This is a genomic window from Brevibacillus sp. FIR094 (genome assembly GCF_050477165.1).
In the GTDB taxonomy this organism is placed as follows: Bacteria; Bacillota; Bacilli; order Brevibacillales; family Brevibacillaceae; genus Brevibacillus.
Window position 1 is genome coordinate 1 of the sequence record NZ_JBEAES010000005.1, and the last position, 23,643, is coordinate 23,643.

General features: G+C 47.9%; 24 protein-coding genes, 1 pseudogene and 1 riboswitch. Of the genes and pseudogenes, 19 read left to right on the forward strand and 6 right to left on the reverse strand.

All coding sequences use genetic code 11. The annotated features are described in order from the left end of the window. Window positions 1-23: 23 nt before the first annotated feature. Window positions 24-662, reverse strand: coding sequence for a MerR family transcriptional regulator (locus ACQ5DJ_RS05265; RefSeq protein WP_429841509.1), 639 nt, complete (start codon window positions 660-662; stop codon window positions 24-26). A 134-nt stretch (window positions 663-796) separates the two neighbouring features. On the opposite strand from ACQ5DJ_RS05265, the gene ACQ5DJ_RS05270 reads away from it, so the two are divergent. Further along, the gene (locus ACQ5DJ_RS05270; protein ID WP_429841510.1) at window positions 797-1,801 is read left to right on the forward strand and encodes a phosphotransferase enzyme family protein; all 1,005 of its coding nucleotides are present in this window, start codon (window positions 797-799) and stop codon (window positions 1,799-1,801) included. A gap of 55 nt (window positions 1,802-1,856) precedes the next feature. Here the strand turns inward: ACQ5DJ_RS05270 and ACQ5DJ_RS05275 are convergent, their stop codons facing one another. Then, window positions 1,857-3,014 (reverse strand): GNAT family N-acetyltransferase, encoded by a 1,158-nt coding sequence (locus ACQ5DJ_RS05275; RefSeq protein WP_429841511.1) that lies wholly within the window; start codon window positions 3,012-3,014, stop codon window positions 1,857-1,859. 284 nt (window positions 3,015-3,298) lie between these two features. Then, the gene (locus ACQ5DJ_RS05280; protein ID WP_429841512.1) at window positions 3,299-5,275 is read right to left on the reverse strand and encodes a helix-turn-helix domain-containing protein; all 1,977 of its coding nucleotides are present in this window, start codon (window positions 5,273-5,275) and stop codon (window positions 3,299-3,301) included. A gap of 247 nt (window positions 5,276-5,522) precedes the next feature. On the opposite strand from ACQ5DJ_RS05280, the gene ACQ5DJ_RS05285 reads away from it, so the two are divergent. The 15 genes from ACQ5DJ_RS05285 to ACQ5DJ_RS05355 all read left to right on the forward strand — a co-directional run bounded on the left by ACQ5DJ_RS05285 (window position 5,523) and on the right by ACQ5DJ_RS05355 (window position 18,001). Continuing rightward, window positions 5,523-6,995: an aldehyde dehydrogenase family protein gene (locus ACQ5DJ_RS05285; RefSeq protein ID WP_429841513.1), complete on the forward strand. Its 1,473-nt coding sequence runs from the start codon at window positions 5,523-5,525 to the stop codon at window positions 6,993-6,995. A gap of 26 nt (window positions 6,996-7,021) precedes the next feature. Beyond that, window positions 7,022-7,912, forward strand: a complete 891-nt coding sequence (locus ACQ5DJ_RS05290) for an NAD(P)-dependent oxidoreductase (protein WP_429841514.1) — start codon at window positions 7,022-7,024, stop codon at window positions 7,910-7,912. A gap of 137 nt (window positions 7,913-8,049) precedes the next feature. Then, window positions 8,050-8,292, forward strand: a complete 243-nt coding sequence (locus ACQ5DJ_RS05295) for a hypothetical protein (protein ID WP_429841515.1) — start codon at window positions 8,050-8,052, stop codon at window positions 8,290-8,292. Between the two features lie 157 nt (window positions 8,293-8,449). Beyond that, window positions 8,450-8,758, forward strand: a complete 309-nt coding sequence (locus ACQ5DJ_RS05300) for a thioredoxin family protein (protein WP_429841516.1) — start codon at window positions 8,450-8,452, stop codon at window positions 8,756-8,758. 64 nt (window positions 8,759-8,822) lie between these two features. Beyond that, the gene (locus tag ACQ5DJ_RS05305) at window positions 8,823-10,106 is read left to right on the forward strand and encodes a LysM peptidoglycan-binding domain-containing protein (RefSeq protein ID WP_429841517.1); all 1,284 of its coding nucleotides are present in this window, start codon (window positions 8,823-8,825) and stop codon (window positions 10,104-10,106) included. A gap of 98 nt (window positions 10,107-10,204) precedes the next feature. Then, the gene (locus ACQ5DJ_RS05310; protein WP_429841518.1) at window positions 10,205-10,432 is read left to right on the forward strand and encodes a hypothetical protein; all 228 of its coding nucleotides are present in this window, start codon (window positions 10,205-10,207) and stop codon (window positions 10,430-10,432) included. Between the two features lie 81 nt (window positions 10,433-10,513). Then, complete coding sequence (locus tag ACQ5DJ_RS05315) at window positions 10,514-11,725, forward strand: alanyl-tRNA editing protein (protein ID WP_429841519.1); 1,212 nt, start codon at window positions 10,514-10,516, stop codon at window positions 11,723-11,725. Between the two features lie 33 nt (window positions 11,726-11,758). Continuing rightward, complete coding sequence (locus tag ACQ5DJ_RS05320) at window positions 11,759-12,142, forward strand: kinase-associated lipoprotein B (RefSeq protein ID WP_429841520.1); 384 nt, start codon at window positions 11,759-11,761, stop codon at window positions 12,140-12,142. A gap of 41 nt (window positions 12,143-12,183) precedes the next feature. Continuing rightward, window positions 12,184-12,294: riboswitch (TPP riboswitch) on the forward strand. A 198-nt stretch (window positions 12,295-12,492) separates the two neighbouring features. Beyond that, window positions 12,493-12,696, forward strand: coding sequence for a sulfur carrier protein ThiS (gene thiS / locus ACQ5DJ_RS05325; RefSeq protein WP_429841521.1), 204 nt, complete (start codon window positions 12,493-12,495; stop codon window positions 12,694-12,696). A gap of 2 nt (window positions 12,697-12,698) precedes the next feature. Then, a complete protein-coding gene (locus tag ACQ5DJ_RS05330; protein ID WP_429841522.1) occupies window positions 12,699-13,472 on the forward strand; it encodes a thiazole synthase in 774 nt (257 codons plus the stop codon). After that, a complete protein-coding gene (locus ACQ5DJ_RS05335) occupies window positions 13,465-14,760 on the forward strand; it encodes an acetylornithine deacetylase (RefSeq protein WP_429841523.1) in 1,296 nt (431 codons plus the stop codon). The genes ACQ5DJ_RS05330 and ACQ5DJ_RS05335 overlap by 8 nt, the downstream gene beginning before the upstream one ends. 7 nt (window positions 14,761-14,767) lie before the next feature. Then, window positions 14,768-15,448: a thiaminase II gene (tenA, locus tag ACQ5DJ_RS05340; RefSeq protein ID WP_429841524.1), complete on the forward strand. Its 681-nt coding sequence runs from the start codon at window positions 14,768-14,770 to the stop codon at window positions 15,446-15,448. Further along, window positions 15,433-16,215 carry an ABC transporter ATP-binding protein gene (locus tag ACQ5DJ_RS05345; RefSeq protein ID WP_429841525.1) on the forward strand — a complete coding sequence of 261 codons (783 nt, stop codon included), beginning with the start codon at window positions 15,433-15,435 and terminating at the stop codon, window positions 16,213-16,215. The genes tenA and ACQ5DJ_RS05345 overlap by 16 nt, the downstream gene beginning before the upstream one ends. Next, the gene (locus ACQ5DJ_RS05350; RefSeq protein ID WP_429841664.1) at window positions 16,215-16,973 is read left to right on the forward strand and encodes an ABC transporter permease; all 759 of its coding nucleotides are present in this window, start codon (window positions 16,215-16,217) and stop codon (window positions 16,971-16,973) included. Before ACQ5DJ_RS05345 ends, ACQ5DJ_RS05350 begins: the two co-directional genes overlap by 1 nt. Next, window positions 16,970-18,001: an ABC transporter substrate-binding protein gene (locus ACQ5DJ_RS05355; protein ID WP_429841526.1), complete on the forward strand. Its 1,032-nt coding sequence runs from the start codon at window positions 16,970-16,972 to the stop codon at window positions 17,999-18,001. The genes ACQ5DJ_RS05350 and ACQ5DJ_RS05355 overlap by 4 nt, the downstream gene beginning before the upstream one ends. Before the next feature lie 88 nt (window positions 18,002-18,089). Here ACQ5DJ_RS05355 and ACQ5DJ_RS05360 read toward each other — a convergent pair whose 3' ends face one another. Both ACQ5DJ_RS05360 and ACQ5DJ_RS05365 read right to left on the reverse strand, forming a co-directional pair. After that, window positions 18,090-19,475, reverse strand: coding sequence for a sensor histidine kinase (locus ACQ5DJ_RS05360; protein ID WP_429841527.1), 1,386 nt, complete (start codon window positions 19,473-19,475; stop codon window positions 18,090-18,092). Next, window positions 19,476-20,188: pseudogene (locus ACQ5DJ_RS05365) on the reverse strand (response regulator transcription factor). A 152-nt stretch (window positions 20,189-20,340) separates the two neighbouring features. Between ACQ5DJ_RS05365 and ACQ5DJ_RS05370 the strand changes: the two are divergent. From ACQ5DJ_RS05370 to ACQ5DJ_RS05380, 3 genes are read left to right on the forward strand one after another with little or no spacing between them, the layout of a single operon-like run. After that, the gene (locus ACQ5DJ_RS05370) at window positions 20,341-21,252 is read left to right on the forward strand and encodes an ABC transporter ATP-binding protein (RefSeq protein ID WP_429841528.1); all 912 of its coding nucleotides are present in this window, start codon (window positions 20,341-20,343) and stop codon (window positions 21,250-21,252) included. Continuing rightward, on the forward strand, window positions 21,252-22,001 hold the full coding sequence (locus ACQ5DJ_RS05375) for an ABC transporter permease (RefSeq protein WP_429841529.1): 750 nt from the start codon (window positions 21,252-21,254) through the stop codon (window positions 21,999-22,001). The genes ACQ5DJ_RS05370 and ACQ5DJ_RS05375 overlap by 1 nt, the downstream gene beginning before the upstream one ends. A 12-nt stretch (window positions 22,002-22,013) precedes the next feature. Continuing rightward, the gene (locus ACQ5DJ_RS05380) at window positions 22,014-22,745 is read left to right on the forward strand and encodes an ABC transporter permease (protein ID WP_429841530.1); all 732 of its coding nucleotides are present in this window, start codon (window positions 22,014-22,016) and stop codon (window positions 22,743-22,745) included. Between the two features lie 262 nt (window positions 22,746-23,007). Here ACQ5DJ_RS05380 and ACQ5DJ_RS05385 read toward each other — a convergent pair whose 3' ends face one another. Then, window positions 23,008-23,550 carry a hypothetical protein gene (locus tag ACQ5DJ_RS05385; RefSeq protein WP_429841531.1) on the reverse strand — a complete coding sequence of 181 codons (543 nt, stop codon included), beginning with the start codon at window positions 23,548-23,550 and terminating at the stop codon, window positions 23,008-23,010. Window positions 23,551-23,643: the final 93 nt, after the last annotated feature.

Below are 23,643 nucleotides of genomic sequence, written 5' to 3' on the forward strand. Positions count from 1 at the left end.
TTCTTAACGTTGCCTAGACTTTTTTAAAAGTGTCCTTTACAAAGGGGACAGTTTACAATCGGATGGTCTTTTTGTAAAAAAGCAAGGTGGTTTTTGATAGCAGAAACAACTGTTTCATCATCGATACTTTTGTTGTTTTTCAACGCCTCTGCCATAGACGTCATGAAAGCAGTCGCTTCGGCAGCTTTTTCATTCATGGAAGCCACGTCCAGATTCTCTGTATCTAATCGAAAATCGTAGGCTTTCTGCAAATGCTCATTTTGTTGAGAGAATACCTGCTTCCATTCTTCTTCGTTCAATCCATTAAACATGTTCTCAGTGGACATATTTCCTTCCTTCCTTTCGTGTCGAATCGTTTCTTCTAAAGTAAGCAAGATACGCTCCAATCGAAGCTGGCGTGCCTTTAACATCGCTTGTTGCTCACATAAACAACGAAGTCTGTCTGGTTCGTGATCAAGTGCAGCTTTAATGCTGTCCAACGAAAAATCCAGCTCACGATAAAACAAGATTTGTTGTAACCGCTTGAGTTCATTTTCACCATAATATCTGTAACCATTTTCTGTAACGATTTCGGGCATGAGCAAGCCAATCTTTTGATAATGGTACAGTGTCTTGATTGTGGTACCAGACAGTTTGGCTACCTCATTAACGGTATACAACATGGCGATTCACCTCCTGAAATTGAGTTTGCAGTCTGACCTTAGGTTGGAGTCAAGCGAAAAGAAAGAAAAGAGGAGTATGGCGGAAATCAAACGAATGTAAGCATGTGATCCATATATTGGATGGGGGGATTCGCATGACGAGGTTATTTCAGTTGGATTCTGAAGATGACATCGAGAAGGTAGTGGCCCAGTTACAGGAAATCGCACAAAAGGCGATGCACGAATACGACTTGGATGGGGAACAGATTCGTTTCAACCAACTGTCCGACACTTGCACGTTTGTGATAGAAACAGAGAAGGATGGTACCTATTTACTCCGTATTCACGGAAACAAGAACAGAAATGAAATTGATTCCGAGCTTGCGTGGCTCAGCTATTTGCATGAAAAAATAGAGGTAGCGATTCCAACGGGAATAGCGTGCCGCAATGGTTCCAAGACAGTGGGCATTGAACTTGCGAATGGTGACTGTGTCTTCGTATCCGTCATGCGTTGGGTCGAAGGGGAGCATGTAGATGATGAACTAACGGAAGACCAAGTTTACAAAGAAGGCGTCCTGTTAGCAAAGCTTCATACAGTATCCCAGGATTTCCAATTGACCCCTGTATTTGCGCGTCCGACCTGGGGAGAGGATAGCTTCAAAGAGTCCATGACTCGTTTGACGGAGCATTACCAACGGTTTCTGACAGAAGAAGAATTCGAGCTATATCAATTGGCGGCGGATAAAATACTCACTTGTCTTGACAAATTGGACAAGAGTAGCAGCCACTATGGAATCATTCACGGTGATCTGCACCAAGGTAACATCGTTTTTTACAATGGAGATCCTCGTCCGATTGACTTTGGAAGATGTGGGTTTGGTTACTATCTTTATGATATCGCCCATACCATATTGGGTTTATATCCTGCTCAAAGAGAGCTAGTCCTAAAAGGCTACGAGAGTTTGCGAAAACTAGAAGGGGACTGGCTATCCAAACTAGAGAGCTTCACGGTGATGGTCATGATTGAAAATTATAGTCATCATGCTCCTGACCCCAGGGAAACTGAAGGGCTAAAAGACGAACAGCCCTATGCAATACCTATGATCAAAAACTACTTGAACGGCAATCCATTTCTTTTTCATTCGAAGGCAGAGAAATAGTGGCAAAATGGTTGAGCTCAGCAAAAAGCCGCCGATTAAACGGCGGCCGGTTCCATTATCTAACGGATTCAGCAAGAATACGAGTGATCTGATCGCTGTCCTGCTCTCTGTACACAAAATCATGATAATGCGGGTGGTGAATGCTTATCCAGCCATGTTCGATAGCCTTTTTGTAGTAATGCTTTGCACGGTCCTCTTCACCATTCAGATAGAACAAGCAAGCAGCATTCCAATACAAGGCCGGATCCCCACCCCAATCCCAGCCTTGATCAAGTGCTTGGGCATAACTCCATGCGGCGCGGACGTAGTCTTTTTCCACGCCATATTTCAGGTCGCCACGCATATAGTGGTTGCCGTTGACAAGGAAATTGTTTAAAGGAAGGTTCCAACCGAACAGAACCGGGAAATCCGCGAGCAGCTCGAAACCGAGAGACAAGGCTGTTCGCTGCGAACCTATATTATTTGACCAGGACTGCCATCCCACTCTTTTGATTCCGCGTTGTTTAGCGAGTGAGAGAGCACCCAATGCTGTCTTTCGAGCCCATCCGTTCCCCCGATAGTCTTCATCGGTTTCTATACCCAATTCACATTCGTCTTCTACTACCCAATCCGTCATACACCAACTAATAATGGTAGGCCCCTCATCGGTATCTTGAATCGCGGCACAACCGAAGCCTTTGTTTTCATAGGCTGCTATGGATGGCCAGTTCTCTGCTATTTCATCGATAACAGCTTCAAGACCTACCAATTCTTTACGCTTCAAAAAGCTGCTGTCTATCGGGACAATCTGGTCGTCAGCAGGAGGGGAAAGATCCTGTAAATGGTGAGTAAAGATCATTCGTCCGCTTCTCATGGGAAATATATCTTTCATCACGTTATCGAGAATGTCATTCCACTTCTCATCCGTAGGATAAAACAGGACATAGTCAAGCTGTTCATCAGCAGCAAGCTGCGGTAAAATCTCCTCTTTGAGCAATGCATTCACTTCTTCAAAAAAGAAGGGATTATTAACACTGCCTCCTAGAAAAATACCTTGGGGGCTTGTCAACAAGGCTGATCTCGCGTCATTTGACAGGAATACTCTACCAGGAATAACACCCGTAATGACCCCTTTGATAGATACATGATGCTTCAACGCTTCGAACAGAGTGGTTGCGCTATGGAAGCAATCGGTTGTGAGTTCCGTTCCTTGAACCATCTTTTGAGCAAACATTTCGTTCATTTCCTCCCATAGCATATGAGAGAAGGGATGAAATTATCGTTTGGAACCTCTCATATGCGTTTCCATTTGTTTTTGCGAATCCAAAACATCATCACTCCTTTACCTGTAGTAGGGCGCGAATCTCTGGGGTGTTTGGTGCCTGATGCCCCCGATGTTCATTATGGGTGATTATCCAAATATTACAAGAGGAAAATTCACATCTGTTTTTTACGATTTACATAGAGAATTAATTTACATAACTTTATTATGGTAAACAAAATGGTAAACACTTTCGATTATCCTTCCTGACGCAAATGACAAGCGAGCTGTAATTTCAGCAAGTCCTCCGGATTTCGCAAATCGATGTGAAGGAGTTCCTCGACTTTACGCAAGCGCTGATACAACGTATTGACGTGAATGTGCAGCTCTTTGGCGGTCAATTGAGGAGATTGGCTACATTTCATATAGGCGATGATCGTCTGTTCCCATTCCTGATATTTTTCCGGGTCTTGCCAGAAAGGGGCAAAGACATCTTGGATGAACGCATCAATATCGGCCTGACTTTGGTTCAGCATGAGGCGATTGACACCAAGGTCTTTGTAATGCAACACACCGTAACGGCTGCGGTTTGTCAAGTAGTGAGCAGCTTTCTTGGCTTCTTCGTAGCTTTTGCTGATTTGTTCAATCCCGCTTGCCATACTTCCCACGCCAATCGATAACGATGCTTCTTTTCCAAGTCCCCACTCATAAGACGCCTGCTGCAGCCTCTCCCGGATGTCCTTGCCATCTCGGGAGATGAGGAGGGTGACATGGTTATGGAATCCGTAGACAAACATCTGCGTTTTACTGAACTCCCATTTCCAGCGGGTAATGAGCCGGTGAATGTTTGCTTCTAGCAAAGCCAGATCATGGCACTGCGTCAGATGGGCATAAACCACGTAGTATGTTGCTTGCGGCTGTAACCCCATCGAACGGGCGCGATCAAACAGTTCATTGCCTTTGCTTGCGATCAGCTCTTGAAAAAGATCGTGTGCTCGCTTGTACAGCACGGAGCTGATCGATTGTTTTTTCACCAAATCCAGTATGAGCACAGCATTCCCTTGCTCGACCGTCATACGTGCGAGATCAGATAGGCCACGTTCGTCTAAGGGAATCATGAGACATCCGAGAAAGATGCTCCCATTGATTAGTGGATACAAACAGAACAGTTGATCGGCACCAGAAGAGGGAGAGAACAGGTTGACAGAAACAGGCTGTCTTCTTTTGTTCACTAATGTATACAGTTCATCCCAGCTAAAAAATAAAGCACTCTTTTCAGGATACATTTTTTGCTCAAGCCAATCGGCGAAATAGATGGAATAGCCTGTCATTTTGCTGAGGGCTTTTACAATTGTTTCTGCCCCTTTATTTTGCAAGGACAACTGCTTGATGGATTCATGGATATGGTTGCGCTGTATCAAATCATCGTGCTTGGCTTGCAGTTCGGCGCTAATGGCAGCCATATGCTCATACGCTTGCTTGACTTCTGCATAGAGCTCAGCATTTTGCAGGGCGATGGAAGTTTGGTCTGCGAAGCCTTGGAGGAGGTCGAGGTCATACTCCGTAAACACATTTTCTTGATGAAACTGGTGCAGGACGAGTACGCCGATACGCTTTTCTTCACGTGATATCGGAACGCATAGCAACCCATTCAAGTCTCGCAATGTTTTTGCGTGGTTCAGGGAGTGAAAGTTGTCAGCGGAGATGTCCTTCATCGCGTGGGTTGTTTCTTGGCTAGTTTTGTACAAGCGTGGGATTCCCTCCTCAAACACTTTGCCAGCGATGGATTCGCCAACACACATTTTGAGATCCTTGAACACTGTATCATGAAAACCGACAGTCGCTTTCGGAATCAAACGGTCGATAGAGGGATCATACAAGTGCAAGAGACCTGCGTCAGCAGCCGGGATAACAGCCAGTGCATTACCTATGATGCCACGGACAATTTGGTGAACGTCGAGGGTAGCAGATATCGAACGAATCCCTTCAAAAAGCTTCTTACTTTCCTCGGCTTTTGCAGTCATTTTTTCTTCTGCCAACAACAGGCGAATCCCGAACCACAATAGTTCCCATTGGTCAGAGGTAAGGATGACTGGTTGCTTTGTTTTATGCACGAGGCAAATAACGGCTTGTCCTTCCTTTTCGTAGAAAAAACGGTATATCTGTTGTGTAGGAAGGGACTCATATGTATAACGTAGGTGGCTAGTATCGTTGTCGCAGAGTGGTACTGTCATAGGGGGAATATTCGTGGCAGCGTTTCATGAAAGAAGAGAAAATAAGCCGAAAATGTCGATCACGAGAAAATTGGAACCAGATTGAAAAGGGATGATCGCCAAGCCATTTGTGCAGCTTTTCAAGTAGGAGCGAAAATGAATTCATCTACGTGTCCTCCATGTAGAGAAATACACATTAGTAGTTGGAAATAAGTGTCTGTATATACATTGTATTCATAATTTTTGCTATATACAATACTTCTATAAGATGCGGAAGGTGGGAGACGATTTGACAGCAACCTACAATAACTACATCGCGGGAGCTTGGGTGACGAGCCATACTGGACAGGTTTTCCCCAGCACGAACCCTGCCAATACGAATGAGGTTCTCGGTTATTTTCAAAAATCGGACGGGCTGGATGCGCGTTCTGCCATTGAAGCTGCTGCCAATGCTTTTGGTGAATGGTCGCAAAAATCGGCTCCCATACGTGGAGAATTCTTGTTCTCCCTCATTCACTTATTGGAAAAACACAAAGAAGATCTCGCAGAAACGATCACTCGTGAAGTAGGAAAAACATTGCGGGAAGCGAGAGGCGAGGTCGCCAAGACAATCACCTCTATGAAGCAGTTGACTGGGGAAGCCACTCGCTTGACAGGTCAAACCGTGCCTTCCTTTGATGAACGGGTAATTGGTTACACAGTGCGAGAGCCAATCGGGGTCTTCGCGATTATTGCCCCATGGAATTTCCCGTTGGGGATTGGCTTGTGGAAGATCGTCCCAGCCATCCTAGCAGGCAATACAGTTGTGTTCAAGCCAGCGAGCAACACCTCCTTGATTAGCGTAAAGCTGGTAGAACTCCTGATCGAGAGCGGCGTTCCGAGTGGTGTCGTGAATTTGGTAACAGGACCGGGTGCGGTTATCGGTGATGAATTGGCAAATCATCCACTGGTCAAAGGGATTTCATTTACGGGTTCTTCTGAAGTTGGACTTGCCTTGGGGAGAGCAGTTGGAGCCCGAGGAGGCAAGATTCAGGCGGAGATGGGTGGGAAAAATCCGGCGATCATTCTCGCGGACGCCGATATTGACCTCGCTATCGATTCCATCGTACTGAGTGGATTCTTCGATAATGGGCAACGTTGTACGGGGACCAGTCGCGTATTGGTTGTTCCCGAAGTAGCTGAAAAAGTAAAAGCAAAATTGATCGAGCGAGCGAAGAGCTTGAAAATCGGGAATGGTTTCGATCCAGACAATCATAACGGTCCAGTAGTGGACGAGCATCAGCTCAATTTGTATCTTCATTATGTACAAAAGGGGATTGAAAAAGGTGGCGTACTGGAATGTGGGGGTAAGCGCCTTGTAGAAGGTGATCTCGCCCAGGGCTACTTCGTCGCGCCGACGGTATTTACCGGCATTACGCAGGAGATGACGATTGCCAACGAAGAAATTTTTGGCCCTGTGATCGCTGTGATCGATGTGGATTCATTCGAACATGCCATGCAAGTGGCTAACCAGGTGGAATTTGGGTTGTCCTCCACAATTTTTACGAACGATTTGCAAAAAGCTTTCCAATTTGTCAAAGGCATTCAGTCAGGTGTCACACATGTCAATATGCCGTCGACTCATTTTGAATCTCAGTTTCCGTTTGGTGGCAAAAAGATATCTGGATTGGGTCCGAGAGAGCAAGGGGAGTCAGCACTCGATTTTTATGTCGAGACCAAAACGGTATATATTCGACCATAAGTATAGGGAAAGCAGGAGGAGCGAAGATGGAAGCGATTGGTGTGATCGGCATTGGTGCAATGGGTAAAGGGATGGTCTGCAATCTATTGCAAAAAGGCTACCACGTGTATGCCTATGATCCAAGTCCAGCAGCAAAAGCCTGGGCGAAGGAAAAAGGAGCAATAGTCGTCGAGTCTCCACAGGCAGTGGGTAGCGTAGCACGTGTCGTTTTCACTTCGCTTCCAGGTCCTGCGATTGTTGAGGAAGTCATGCTGGGTGCGGACGGACTTTTCTTATCATTAGGGGCGGGCAGTTTCGTATTTGATACGAGTACGATCGATCCTGCTACAGCAAAACGTCTGAATCAGCACGGCGTAGAAAAAGGGATCTACTACTACGATTGTCCGGTGAGTGGAGGACCTGCGGGTTCTGCGGCCGGAACGTTGACCATTATGGTCGGCGGTGATGAGGCTAAGCTTCCAGATATCATGGACTATCTCAGAGCAATTGGAAAGGAAATCTTTTATCTGGGGGAGTCCGGCTCTGCACAAGTGGCGAAGCTTTGTCACAACTCTGTCGTTGCCGTCATCACAGCAGCGTTGGGCGAGGCGTTCAGTGTCGGGGCAAAAGCAGGTATCGATCCACACAAGTTGGCAGCCGTCATGGACAAAGGCTCTGCCCACAATCGTGTGCTCTCCGTTTTTGGGCCTAACATCTTGTACGGCACGTATGAAAATACGGTCTTTTCTTTGAATCATATGCACAAAGATTTGCAGCTCTATGCGCAAACCGCACGTGAACAGCAAGTGCCTGTTCTCGTTGGGGGAACGGTTGCGCAAATGTATGAGGCAGCGAAAGCACAAGGCAAGGGTAGCTGGGATTCGAGTGCGGTTTGTACCGTGACGGAGGAGCTGGCTCATACAACAATTGCGAGATAAGCGTAAGTTTGAAAGAGAAAGTAGACTACAGCCACTATTGCTTGTAGTCTACTTTTTTCGTAGGCGGGTACCATCAGCTATATCTCCTAGGAAAAAGTGATTCTGCGTATACAAACAAAAAAGATGGTGTAATAGAATTGTTACGTTTATTTTTAATTCCTAAGGAAAATCATATTTTATTTTCGGGACAGTTTTGTTATCGTTTATCTGATGACTTTCAAACAGGGAGTTCTGGTATTATACTAGCTTTAGAGGGGATATTGAAAGATAACCCATTATATTGGCTTCCATTAATAAATATCGATGATTTTTATAAAAATACAAAATATAGCCACGATGTAGGATGTGTAAATGCCGCCCCAACTACAATAAAGCAATGAGGCGTAGAGTAGTGGTGGGCTTTGTTCCATAATTGTATAAGGGTACCAAATGGACAGTGCTACCTTATGGTTGGTTGCTGTCGTTTTTTATTTGCGGAGAGAAAAAGGTTGTTTAGATCCTGCATCATGTCCAATGTGCAGAAAGGAGAGATACGACTTGCAAGAACTAACCTCAACAGAACTGATCCAATACCTGCAAGAAAAGGAGTGGCTCGCACTTTTTGTCTATACACCGATGTGTGGGACCTGCAAGCTCGCAGCACGTATGCTCGGCATCATGCAAGAAACATTACCTACCGTTCAGCTGTACCAGATCAACATTAATACGGCGCCTGCATTGGCAGAACAATGGCAAGTGACCAGCGTTCCCGCCTTACTTATTTTTCACAGAAATGAATTGTTGGAACGCCATTATGCCATCCAGTCCGTTGGATTTTTATACGATGTACTGAAACCCTTGGCCTAGACATACACCTATTTCCTTCGCCATGAATATGACAGAGAGAGAAGAAATGCGAAGGAGGAGGCGTATGCAAATCCACGTGGTGGAAGAAGGACAAACCTTAGCAAGCATCGCCGAGACGTACGGAACGACGCCGGAAGCGATCAACAAGGCGAATGAATTGCCAGATCCCAATAAACTGGCAACCGGACAGGCGATGGTGATCCCGATTGTAGGAAGCTATTATTGGGTTAGACAAGGAGATACGTTGTATACCATCGGTCAGCGTCACCAGATCAGCGCGGCAGAGCTTGCTCGCGTCAATGGGATTTCTCCCTATAAACCGTTACAAATCGGGCAAAAGCTATATATCCCGCCTCGCCCCAGACGAGCGGCAGATTTCAATGCATATGTGGAACCGCGCAGGACTGTCCCACCAGCGCTGGAAGCAGATGTTCGGACGGCTGCCCCTCATCTTACGTATTTGGCACCGTTCAGCTTTCGTATCAAACGGGATGGAACCCTCGAACGACCTACACTGAACAATTTTCCGGCGATCGCAAAAGAAAACCAGGTCCTACTTATGATGGTCGTTACCAATCTGGAAAAAGGTCAGTTCAGTACAGAACTGGGCGCACTCATCCTGAATGATCAAGAGCTCCAGAACAAATTGTTGGATAATATTCTCGCGACCGCCCGTGAGCTGGGAATGGGGGATATCCATTTTGATCTGGAAGCATTGCCCACAACAGGTGCAGAAGCGTACGCGAACTTCTTGCGAAAAGCAAGGGACCGTATACATGCAGCGGGGTTGATGATGTCTGTAGCGCTCGCACCGAAGACGAGTGCCGAGCAAGCGGGCAAATGGTATTCCGCCCATGATTACAAGGCGATAGGAGCGCTTGCCGATTTTGTCGTGATCATGACATATGAATGGGGTTATAGTGGTGGACCTCCCATGGCGGTTTCTCCGATTGGACCGGTGCGGCGTGTCTTGCAGTACGCCATTACCGAAATACCCGCCGAGAAAATTTTGATGGGCCAAAATCTGTACGGATACGACTGGACCTTACCGTACGAGCGAGGAACGACAGCGAAAGCTCTGAGTCCACAAGCGGCCATTGCTTTGGCTGCTCAGCATAATGCAGTGATCCGGTATGACTATCGCGCGCAGGCTCCGTTTTTTACGTACACGGATGATCAAGGTAAGCAACATCAGGTGTGGTTTGAAGATGCGCGGTCGATCCAAGCCAAGTTCAATTTGGTTAAACAGCTTGGTTTGAGAGGCGTCAGCTACTGGAAACTCGGTTTGCCATTTCCGCAAAATTGGCTGTTGATCGAGGAGAACTTTCGCGTCCGCAAGCGTGCATAGTCATCTGGCGTACATTCCATCACGGGTTGTACGCCTTTTTTTTGAATGAAAAATCATGGTATGATGAAGATGACACAGTAAGGAAAAGGGGAGAAATCATGGGAGAGTGCAAATTGGATCACAGCCATGAGGACGTACTCAAAAAACTGGCAGAACAAGCTCCACATCTGTCGGCGTTGCGTGTGAGTCAATTCAAAAATCAGTTGAATGGCGAACTCAGCCAAGAGCGTCTAAATGAGCTGTTTCATTTATTGAAAAAGTATGACTTGGCAAGCCCAGAGGAGCGCCGAGAGCGCGAAAAACAAATGGATCACTTGTTTGGCTAAGCTTTCTACATACGTTTTTTGTTTTGCCCCCACGTGGGAGAATCAGGCTGGAACCATGGTTCCATGCAGCGAGGAGTAACGATGGACGACAGACTCTATTATCAGGATGCCTATACGAGAACGTTTTCTGCCCAAGTGACGAAGGCTGGTCTCGAGCAAGACGGGACACCTTACGTGGTACTAAACCAAACGGCTTTTTACCCTACTGGAGGTGGACAGCCTTCCGATCTGGGCGTATTGGAAGGGATTCGTGTGGTAGATGTGGAAGAGGTAGAAGGCGAAATTCGCCATAGACTGGAAGCTCCCTTGTCCGAAATCATAGGGGAAGTAACGGGTCACATCGATTGGGACCGCCGCTTCGATCACATGCAACAGCATGCTGGCCAGCACATTTTATCTGCGTCCTTCCTGGAAGTCGTGCAAGCCGAGACCGTTGCCTTTCACTTGGGCAAAGAGCGTGTCACCATTGATGTACGACTGGATGAGTTGACAACAGATGTATGGGAGAACGTAGAGAAGCGAGCGAACCAGATTGTTCTGGAAAACCACCCCATCATTGCGCGGTTCGTTGATGACGAGGAATTGGCAACGCTTCCTTTGAAAAAACAGCCGACCGTTACTGAAAATATTCGTGTCGTGATGATACCTGAGTTTGATTACAACCCATGCGGAGGAACACATCCAGCGCGTACGGGCGAAGTCGGGATGATCAAGATCTTGGGCTGGGAGCGACATCGCGGAAACATTCGTCTGGAATTCATCTGTGGCTGGCGAGCTTTGCGGGACTACAACCAAAAGCAAGCTGTCGTTCGTGATACGGCGAAGCTGCTCGCTACCAATGAAGGTGAACTGATCGCACAGACGGAACGCCTCCTTGCAGAACGTGACATCTTGAAGGCAAAATTGGCAGAAGTGGATAAGCAGCTGTTAGAAGTGGAAGTCAATCAACAACTATCTGCTGCTAGCCAACTCGGTCATTCTCGCCTCATTATGCATACCTTCACGGACAAAACCATTCAACAGCTTCAGCAGTTCGCACAGCTGGCTACTGCTCTGGCGCCAGATTCGATTTGCCTTTTAGCTGCTACTACCGAAGACAAAATGCAAATCGTGTTTGCTCGTGGGCAAGAAGTCAACGTAGCCATCAATCAAGTGTTGAAAGAAACCTTGCCGATCATTGAAGGAAAAGGCGGAGGAAATCCTGCTATGGCACAAGGTGGCGGTCAGTCAGTAGTGGATGCGGAAGAAGTATTGCTGCATGCTCGCAAACTGCTGGAAGCCTCACTCATGTAAATACATTTGATTGAATAAAAGGAGGAATCCGCGATGAGCTGGAATCCGGGAGATATCGTTCGCGTTGCGCAGCGAACTGGTGAATATATTGCAGAAATATTGGAAATCCACGATTCGAAGCTGCTGGTAAAAGTGTTGGCCGTTACCAAATATCCGACGCAAGGCGATTTGCATTCTTCCTACGAAGTAGATGTGCCGCTGTTTCACCAGCGTCCAGCACTCTCTTACTTGGAAAAATTCATGACACCTGCCCAAGGGGTCATTCGCTATAATGGTGCGATTCCAGACTACAAGGAATCTGTGCGTCAGGCGATGGAGAGAGAAATGGAAAAGCTTGCGAAAATGGCAGCTTGGGCAGAGCGCTGTCTCGTTGAGCTGGAAAAGATGCACAAGGAAGCCTTTACAAACACAAAATAGAGTGGTACTGTAGTACTCGAATGTACGACAATTGCATAGCTTTACTACCAAACGGGAGCCAAGCAACGTTGGCTGAGATTGTAACGAGTGTGTTACTGACCGTTGAACCTGACCTGGGTCATGCCAGCGGAGGAAGAGGTATTTGGAATCGGTATCACGTGTCGCATCCGAGCGGAACTATGCTTGTTTGCGTGCATGCATGATAAGATCTCACTCAACCATCCGAGGCGGATGGTTTTTTTATGCCATCCGTCCGGGGAGATGGGATGGGTATACGGCTTCTTCTGTTTGTCTGAATCGACTCAGGCAGGCGGGAGAAGCCGTTTTTTTCCAGTAGAAGGAGGTAATCAATGATTGTTCAGCTGAATGGGAAAAAAGTAGAGTTGGCGGAAGAGATCACGACAGTGCGAGCCTTGCTTGCTTCTTATTCCCTGCAAGAGAAGATTGTCGTCGTAGAGAGCAATGGTGAAATTATTGATCGCTCAGCGTACGAACAAACACCGATTGCAGACGGAGATCGGATAGAAATCGTTCATTTTGTCGGAGGAGGATGATCATGATGGATACATTGAAAATTGGATCTTACGAGTTTCGCTCCCGCTTGCTTCTCGGGACAGGTAAATTCGCTGATTTGGATACACAAGGGAAAGCAGTAGAGGTGTCGGAAGCAGAAATTTTGACATTTGCGATTCGTCGCTTGAATTTGGAAAATCCGCAAGAACCGAACTTTTTGGAACAGCTCGATTTGAAAAAATTCACCCTGCTACCTAATACAGCAGGTGCCTTTACAGCAGAAGAAGCAGTGCGCATTGCCCGTTTGGCTAAAGCATCTGGACTGTGTGACATGATCAAGGTCGAAGTCATTGGAGACCCGAAAACCCTTCTCCCTGACCCGATTGGTACGCTCGAGGCTTCGAAAATCTTGGTGGAAGAAGGCTTTATCGTACTGACCTACACCAATGACGACCCGATTCTTGCTAGACGTTTGCAAGAAGTTGGCGTACATGCGGTCATGCCAGGTGCGTCACCAATTGGTTCCGGACAAGGGATTGTCAACGAAAATAACCTCCGCTTTATCATAGAGGATGCGAAAGTTCCGATTATCGTGGATGCAGGAATTGGCTCGCCAGCAGACTGCGCGAAAGCGATGGAGCTGGGTGCTGACGGTGTCTTGTTGAATACAGCAGTCGCCCTCGCTGACAATCCTGTCCTGATGGCAGAAGCGATGAAGCTCGGTGTGGAAGCAGGTCGCAAAGGCTTCCTGGCAGGTCGTATCGCGAAAAAGCGTTACGCGTCCGCAAGCAGCCCGACTGAAGGGATGATTGAGTAGCGTGGATCGACTGACAGAAGCGGTAGAATCGATTGCCAGCCGCAAAGAAGAGCTGTTTGCATTACTGGCAGAGCTCGTTTCTCATCCAACTGTGAGTCCTCCCGCGCGAAACAGCGATGCCGCACAAGGAGTAATCGCCAACAGACTGCAAGCGATGGGATTCGAGGTCGATCGTTGGCCGGTATATCCAGGAGACGATAATATCGTCGGTCGATTATCAGGGAGTGTCTCTAGCGAGGCAAACAGCTTGATTGTCAACGGGCATATCGATGTGGCTGAAGTCGGAGATGATGCGGGGTGGACCTATCCGCCGTTTGCTTTGACACATGGCAAGGATGGGCGCCTGTACGGCCGTGGTGTTGCGGATATGAAAGGTGGGCTGGCAGCGAGCTTGTTTGCGATCCAAATGCTGCGCGAACACGGAATAGAGCTCCAAGGCGATCTGCTCTTTCAATCCGTCATCGGAGAAGAAGCGGGTGAAGCAGGGACATTGGTCGCTATCGAGCGTGGCCATCAGGCTGACTACGCTGTTGTAGTGGATACGAGCAATCTCCAAATGCAAGGACAGGGCGGGGTCATCACAGGTTGGATCACGATTGAGAGTCCGACGACGCTGCATGACGGAATGCGCGCCCAGACCATTCATGCAGGCGGACGCGTTCGAGGAGCTTCTGCCATTGAAAAAATGACGAAGGTGATCACCGCACTACAGGAGCTGGAGCGGGATTGGGCTGTCATGAAGTCCTATCCCGGCTTTCCGGCAGGCAGCAATACGATCAATCCCGCAGTCATCGAGGGTGGTCGTCACGCAGCGTTCATCGCAGACCGTTGCGCACTATGGATTACCGTTCATTTTTATCCGAATGAATCCTACGAAGAGATCATCCGAGAGATCGAGGATCACGTCGGACGTGCTGCAGCAGCTGATCTTTGGCTGAGAGATAATCCTCCAACATTCCGGTGGGGCGGACGTTCGATGATTGAGGAGCGCGGTGAGATCTTCCCTTCACTGGAGTTGGATACGAAACATCCGGGTTTGTCAACGCTGCAATCCGCATATGAAAGTCACATGCATCAAGCACCTATCGTTAATATGTCGCCTACGGTGACGGATGCAGGCTGGTTTGCACATGCAGGCATTCCGGCTGTACTTTTCGGTCCTGGTGAGCTCACGTATGCCCATGCCGTAGATGAATTCATTGATCCTGACCAGCTCGTTCATTTTGCCCAGATCATGGCCCGTTTCATTGCCACCTGGTGCAATACCCCAAAGGAAGCGAAGGAGTGAGTAGCGCATGACAACCTTTACTGATCGTTTGAGAAAAAGTGTAGCCCCGATCTGGGAGCGTGTTCATCAACATCCTTTCGTCACTGGACTTGGAGATGGCAGTCTGCCCGTTGGTGCATTCAAATATTACATGAAACAAGACTACATCTATCTGATTGATTACGCGAAAATGTTCGCGATTGCGAGTGTGAAGGCGTACGATCTGGAAACAAGCTCTCGCTTCGCGGCTTTGCAAGAATCGACGCTGAACACAGAGATGGAGCTGCATCGTCAGTATGCCGAGCGCTTTGGCATCTCTCGCGCGGAGCTGGAAGCGACAGAGCCTTCGTTTGTTATGCTGGGATACACCAGCTACATGCTTCGTGTCGCTCATCAAGGGTCACTGGCAGAATTGGTGAGTGCACTACTGCCGTGCACGTGGAGCTACTGGGAAATCGGCAAGCGCTTGGCACAAGTAGAAGGCGCGCTGGATCACGAGCTGTACGGTGAATGGGTACGCATGTACAGCTCCGATGAGTTTGGGCAGCTGGCGATCTGGCTGATGGATATCATGAACCAATTGGCAGAAGGAAAGAGCGAGAAAGAACTGGCCAAGCTGGAAGAGTATTTTGTCAATACCTCCAAAATGGAGTACATGTTCTGGGACATGTCCTACAGAGAGGAAATGTGGCCGTGGGAGAACAACTAGCTTTCGCCGACGTCAGCTTTTCGTATGGCGACAAGCAGATTCTCGATCATTTTGATCTGCGTGTGGAAAAAGGGGAGTTCGTCAGCTTGATCGGTCCGAGCGGGATCGGGAAAAGCACCCTGTTTCAGCTCATCGCAGGTCTTCTTGAGCCAGGGCAAGGTGAAATCAGACTAGGCAGTGAAGCAGTTGCAAATCGTTTGGGGCAGGTCGGCTATATGCCCCAACGCGATCTGCTCATGCCATGGCGTACGATTGCCGAAAATGCAGCTTTGCCGCTGGAAATCAAAGGTATGACGAAAAAAGAAGCGCATGAGCGCGTCAGACAGCAATTGCCAAGGTATGGGCTTCAGGATTGGGCTGACAGCTATCCAGCTCAGCTTTCCGGTGGGATGCGTCAGCGGGTTTCCTTTTTGCGCGCGTTGTTTTCTGGGGCTGACATGATGCTGTTGGATGAGCCGTTTAGTGCATTGGATGGAATTACGAAAATGGACATGCAAGAGTGGCTGATGGAAAAGTGGCAGGAAACAGGCAGTACGATGCTGATGATTACACATGATATCGACGAAGCCATTTTACTTGCAGATCGTATTATCGTGCTTTCAGGTAGTCCGATCACCAAGCCGATCGAATTAACCGTTCCGGTGAGCAGACCGCGAACGGCGAGCAGTCGCAACCAAGCCGGATTTTTGGCATTGCGTGAACAAATTTGGGAACTGCTTCGACAGGAGCGCCAAGCAGCAATGAAGCAGTTGAGGAGAGAAGCATGATGGGGAGAGGCATCTGGTTTGGCATCTCCATCGCCATTTTTCTCCTGGTGTGGGAAGCTGGCTGTCGCTTCCTCGGAGTACCGCCATTTATTTTACCGCCGCCTAGCGCTGTGGTCGTATCGTTATGGGATTTACGTGCCTCTCTAGTAGGTGTCCATCTTTGGGCGACGTTACAGGAAGTGTTACTGGGGCTATCGATCTCGATTGTGTTTGGAATCTCTCTTGCATTTGTGATGATTCGCAGTCGGATTGTGGAGCGCTTGGTCTATCCGTATATCGTCATCTCCCAAACGATCCCAATTATTGCATTATCACCCGTATTTATTTTGTGGTTCGGGTATGATTTATCTGGAAAAATCGCGGTTACGATTCTGTTTACTTTCTTTCCGATCGTCGTCAACACGTATGATGGACTTCGCTCGACGGACAAGGAAATGCTCCAGCTGTTAAAAACGATGGGGGCAACAAACGGACAAATTTTCACCAAGCTGCAACTCCCGTCGAGTTTACCCCATTTCTTCAGTGGTCTCAAAGTGGCAGCTACCTACAGTGTGGCTGGGGCGACGATTGGGGAATGGCTGGGAGCGAGCGAGGGTCTCGGGTACTTTGGCAGACGGGCATCAGGGAATTTTCAGGCTCCTGCGTTGTTTGCCTCGGTCCTGTTGCTCTCGATTCTCGGTATGCTGCTGTTTTGGCTGGCTGGACGAGTCGAACGTCATTTTTCCCCGCATATGAAAATCAAAGGAGAACAACAATGAAACCTTTCAACAAATGGACGAAAGCATTCATGGCACTCACATTAGCAACAGGTCTTGCTGCTTGCGGCAATCAGGCGAGCACTGATGCTGGCCAGACACCAGCCCCTGCTGATAAAGGAGCGGAGCCGACTGAGCTTACGATTGCGCTCGATTGGTATCCGAATGCTGTCCATTCCTTCTTATATGTCGCAGAGGAGCAAGGCTATTTCAAAGACGAGAACCTCAAGGTGACCATGCAAATGCCTTCAGATAGCAATGATCCATTGAAGATGGCGGCTGCGGGTAAAGTAGATTTGGCAATCAGCTATCAACATCAGCTAATTCAGGCTCGTTCCGAAGGTGTTCCGGTTGTATCAGTAGGCGCTCTCGTCCGTCATCCGCTGAACGTGATCATGACACGTCAAGATAGCGGACTCGATACTCCGCAAAAGCTGGCTAGCAAAAATATTGGTTATCCTTCGATTCCGATTAACGAGTCGATCGTCCGCCAAGTCATCAAGCATGCAGGTGCAGACGATTCAGGCTTGGTCTTTACCGATATCGGATTCGATATTGTTCCAGCGTTGACTGCCAAAAAGGTTGATGCAGTAGTTGGCGGCTACATCAATCACGAGCTGCCGATTTTGGAGAAGCACGGTGTTTCTGTGAATGTTTTCAAGCCTTCTGAATTTGGTGTACCGGACTACTATGAGCTCGTATTGGCGACCAGCGACGATACATTAGGCAAAAAACAGCAAGCGATGGAAGGCTTCCTTCGTGCGATTGGCAAGGGACAAGACTATGTGAAGAACAACAAAGAAAAAGCACTTGACCTGTTGTTGAGCAAACAAGCGAGCGAATTCCCGCTGGAAGAAGACATTGAGACCAAGAGCTTGGATATTCTGATTCCGTTGATGGATGCGGGAGAAAAGCCTTTTGGATACCAGACGACCGAATCTTGGGAAACACTGATTGATTGGATGAAAAAAGAGAAGTTGATTACGACTGACGTCAAAGCAGAAGAGATCATGCGCGATCTCGTGAAGTAATTGACGCAGAAGTAGTCAAAAAGCACCTCCTTTGCACGCTCTTGAGAGTTTACTCTCCATTAGCGAGACAGAGGAGGTGCTTTTCCGATTAGGAGGAAAGGGGAAAACAAAGTTCTGCTGTCATCCCTTTTCCTGTATCGCTTGTTAACAACAGGCGTCCATGATGAGCGGCAGCAATACGTGTAACCATGGGCAAACCGAGACCATGACCATTGTGTGAGGGAGATTTTCTTTTGGATGAATAAGGCAATTCCACCAAGTCAGGCAGCATGCTTTGCTCGATGCCTTTTCCATTGTCAGTGATAATCAGGAGAGCATCGCGCTGGTTGGGTGACAGGGTCGTTTGCACGTGGATGTGACAGCCTGATGGGTTATGCACGATACTGTTTTGAACCAGATTCGTGATGGCGCGGACCAGAAGTTTTTCATCGCCCATCACAAAGCAATGCTCAGTCGTGACATCTAGCTCGATGGTAAAGGTCTCTGCCAAATCGTTGTTCAAAAAGTCAGTGACAATTTGCCGAGCAAGTGTCGATAGCCGAATCGGTTTGGTATGAATGGGCTGCATTTCGTATTCCAGCATGGAAACGAGATTCAAGTCGCTGACCAGAGACCGGAGCTTTTCCCCTTGCTTTCGAATAATGCTTGCTTTTTGCTGCTGTTCGTATGGCACCGCGTCGCTCTCTTCCCATTCACTGGCGTACCCGAGCACCATCGATAATGGCGTGCGTATGTCGTGGGAGATTCCAGCGATCCAGTTCGAGCGTGCTTCGTCTCTTGCTTTTAGCAAAGCGTTCTTTTCTTGTAGGAGCGACGATGCATGGTTGATGCTTCTGGCAATCCCGCTGAACATTCCTTTTGCCTCGACATGTGTATGCTGATCTTCTGACAGAGCGTGAATCCCGCTAATCAGAGGGCGAATTGCTCGAATGAGTCGAGAGCCGATGAATAGCGAGAGAAGAGCGGCGAGTAGAATATTTCCGAAAAGCAAAGCCAGTAATCGATACGGCAAATCGCTTATCCAACTGATTGGGAAATGAAACTGGTACTTGGCGAGACTGTCCTTCGGGTAGCCCACGACGACCAGCCCCATCTCATGCCCCCAAACAAAAACAGGATAGTCCTGTAAGTAATTTCGCGAGAACTGCGCCACTTCTGCCAGAGAATAGGCGCGGGGCAATTGGTCCGGTATGGCGTAGTCCCATATGACCTTCCCATCGTTCGTAATCAGCATGGCCCAAGCCTGACTCTTTTGTAACCATTCCTGTGCATTTGGTTCCAATGTATACCTGTTGGAATCGTTCTTGTGGATACCTTCTGCGACAGTTTGTGTGACGTGAACGGGAGAAGATCTTTCGTTCATGCCTTTGAAAACAAATGTACCAAGAATGATGTAATTGACGATGAGCAAAAAGACGGCGATCAGGATAGAAGCACCTGTATAACGACGTAAAATTCGTGCGGCTCCATCCATCTACAACTCTTCCTTTACGAGTAATTTGTATCCGAGTCCTCTTACTGTCAGTAAATATTCAGGAGTGGACGGACAAGGCTCGATTTTTTCGCGAATGCGCCGCATATGAACCATCAGCGTGTTTTCATACCCGTAGTAATCATCACCCCATACGGATTGGCAAAGGGCATCGCTCGTGACGATTCGTCCCCGATTTTCATAGAGTTTTCGCAAGAGCGCGTGTTCCTTGGCGGTCAAAGCGTATTCGTGGTGATCTCTCATCACGATTGCCGCCTCCAAATCATCGTACTGTCACCAAGCTGGAAAACGGACAGACGATCGATTTGGGGAGGAGCGTAAACGCGTCGTAAAATGACCAGGAGACGAAGAACCAGCTCGCGCGGTAAAAATGGCTTCACAATATAGTCGTCAGCCCCCAGGCCAAGTCCGAGCAACCGATCTTCATCTTCCCCTCTCGCTGAAAGAAAAATGACAGGGATTTGCGAGAAACGACGGATCGAAGTCAACAGTCCAAATCCATCTCCATCAGGCAGCATGACATCCAGGATCGCGACATCAGGCTTGTCCGAAGCGCAAATCACTAACGCCTCTTTACAACTACCCGCATGAAAAATACGAGAGAATCCTTCCTTACGCAAAAATCCATCGATCATATTTCTGATTTCAAGCTCATCTTCCACGATGAGCACTTTTTTCTGTTTCCATTCTTCCATATTGAATCACCCGTATTCATTATACTCGCTCGAATTGTGTGTTCTACCCACTCAGAGTCAATTTAAGGTTGTCGTAAGGTTCCTGTCAGCTTATCGACGGGTTGGGACTCTATGATTTCGTAGGAGAGACCAACAGATAGGAGCGAGAAAAGATGAATACAGTGATTCAAACGGAACACCTTTCAAAACGCTATGGAGGGGTCTATTCTGTCCATCGGGTGAATCTTGCGGTAGGAGAAGGGGAGGTCTATGGCTTCCTCGGTCCAAATGGTGCAGGAAAATCGACGACACTTAAAATGCTGCTAGGATTAGTCAAGCCGAGTGAAGGGAGTGTATCCGTATTCGGGAAGGATTTTAGCAGGAACCGAATTGAGATTTTGAGTCAGACGGGTTCCTTGATCGAGGCTCCTTCCTATTACGGTCATCTTACCGGCCTGGAAAATATGCGCGTCATGCAGCGCCTGCGAGATGTCCCGGACAAACATGTAGAGAAAGCCTTGCAAATCGTCCGTTTGGAAAAACAAAAGAACAAAAAGGTGGATCAGTATTCTCTCGGGATGAAGCAGCGATTGGGAATTGCCATGGCGTTGCTGCATTTTCCAAAGCTCGTCATCCTCGATGAACCGACAAACGGTCTGGACCCTGCGGGAATCGGTGAAATTAGAGAATTGATTCAATCGTTGCCACAGCAGTATGGAATGACCGTCTTGCTCTCCAGCCATCTGCTTTCGGAAATCGAACAAGTGGCCTCGTCCATCGGCATTATTCACGGGGGGAAACTGCTGTTTCAAGGGAGTATGGAGCAGTTGCAACGGAATAGTCAGCCTAGTGTGTGGATGAAAACGCAGGACAATGAAAAAGCGAGAAGAGTTCTTATAGATATGGAGCTTTCTCCAAGCCTCCAAGATGGCTTCCTTGTCATGGAAGGCATGGGGGATAGAGAGGTAGCGCAGACAAACCGGGCGCTGATTATGGCGGGCATTGATGTTTATCGCATTGAGGAGCATAAAAAAAGCTTGGAGAGTATTTTCCTCTCCCTTACAGGCAAGGAGGGGAGCTTGTAATGAGGACGCTTTGGCTAGAGTTTTATAAAATTCGACATAAGCATTTGTTTCTTATGCTCGCCATTCTTTTGAGTATCGAAATGGCATGGGGGTTTATGGCTGTCAGTATCTCCATGACTAAAAATCCAGATGCCGCGTCGTGGAGCGCTATACTGGTCACGATTACAGCCATGAACGGATTGTTTTTGCCGATCGGTTCGGCTGTCATTGTTTCACGGATTTGTGATATGGAACACAAAGGGCGTACATGGAAGCTGCTGATGGCTACCTCCGTCAGTCGAAAAGCGGTTTATGCGGCAAAATTCGTCTCTGCGGCTGTTTTGATGGGGGGTGCCGTTATTCTACAGGCATTGTCGATCGTGGCATTTGGCATTGGCTTTGGTTTAGCAGAGCCAGTTCCGATTGGCCTATTACTCTGCTTTGTAGCAGGGACAATGCTGACGAATCTCGTGGTGATTGCTCTGCAACAATGGATCTCTCTCGCCATCAAAAATCAGGCATTTAGCCTATGTCTCGGGATGATCGGGGGGTTCATTGGGATGACAGCGAGCTTGTTTCCGCCACAAGTCGGACGCCTTTTCATCTGGTCGTACTATGTAGATTTTTCGCCCGTTACGTATCAGTACGTGAACGAAACCATGCTGTTTACTACACGTGAAATCGGCGCTCATTTGCCGATCATCGTCGTACTCATGGGCATCTCATTCTACCTTGCTGGGAGCATTCACGTATCCCGGCAAGACGTATAGGGAGGACTTTTTATGCTACTCAGATGTTTGGGAGCAGAGTGGGTAAAACTGCGTTGTTCTCGTATATGGCTCGTTTTGCTTGTGCTTCCTGTTTTCAGTACGCTGATCGGCTTCGGCAACTACTGGATGAACCAAGCGATCCTGCAAAATGGCTGGTATAGCCTGTGGACGCAGGTGAGCTTGTTCTACGGAGAATTTTTCTTGCCCATTCTCATCGCGATCTGCTGTTCGTTTGTGTGCAGACTGGAGCATGTAAACCGTAACTGGAACGTGATACTGACAGCACCGGTAGCTATCCCAACGATTTTTTTCGCGAAGTTGGTGGTGGTTGGCGTTCTCCTTTTTGTTGTGCAGCTTTTCTTCCTCGTGCTGTATATTTGCGCGGGTTTCATCGCCGGACTACACGCACATTTTTCGTTTCCTCCGGAAGTGTTCGGATGGATCATGCGAGGCTGGTTGGCCTCGTTCACCATCATCGCCTTCCAACTATGGCTTTCCACGCGGATACAGAGCTTTGCTGTACCTGTCGGCATTAGTGTTTGCTCTGTTTTTGTAGGACTGGGCTTGTATGTGTCTGGGCTCGGGATGTTTTTTCCTCTGTCGATTTTAACGATTGGCATGGGCGTGCTCAGTCAAGAGAGTTTATCGCTAGGAGAGCTGGGAACGTTTGCAGTCATGTGTATACTGTTTGTGACGAGTGGCTGTGCGCTGGGGATTCGCCATCTTACGAGAACAGGTCTTTAACAGTTTTCGCCACATTAACGGTTTCCCTTTCCTGTCAAACAACCTTATAATAGGAGGTGAATGCTTGAATGAGGAGAAGTTTCCATGGACGACAAACAAATAAACAAGACGAATAGCAAATGGGTGATCTGGGGTTTTATTCTCAGCGTACTCGCTTGTGCTGTGTCTATGGTGATTTTCATCTACGTGATGCGCAACTAACAGCACATAATGGGAACCTCAAAAAACCGCTCGTTTACAAGAGCGGTTTTTTGCTGTGGCGTTAGCGAGCTATCGCTGTTATTTTTCGGACGACTTCTTCTTGTGACAGCTGATTCAACTCCGTAAAGCCAAGATTGGACAGGGCAATCGTTTTTCCTTGATAGATCGGATAAACGCCTTGCCAGAGGCCAGCTATACTGTACAGCTGCGGTCCGCTCACTTTTCGCAAAAACAATAAATAATTCCCTTCCGCCAGCGGCCCAGGATATTGCAGGTTGAGCGGACTAGAGGCATCAGGGAGCGGCTCTACGCCAGTGCTAATTACAGTCAATAGTCTGGATGCCGAGCCTTTTATGGCCCTATTTACCTGTACTTTTTGTGTGTAGTTCACGATCTTGCCTTGGGGAATGGTGCGTCCTGTTGGATACGCTCGATGGGCACTGTCTACCCTCACGATGACGATCAAGTCTGATCTTTTTACAAGCTCCGTCAGAGAAGGATACGGTGAGGGATCTACTTGTACACGTCCAATATCGATTTGGGCATGGACGGGGAATGAAAAGACGCAGAGAAGTGACAGACAGAACAGCAATCGATAGAACATGAAACCATTTCCTCCAAACAAAAGAAGTCTTGAAGGTAGTATAAACAGAATGGGGATCGTTCATGCCTGTAGACTTTTAGTATAATGGTAATA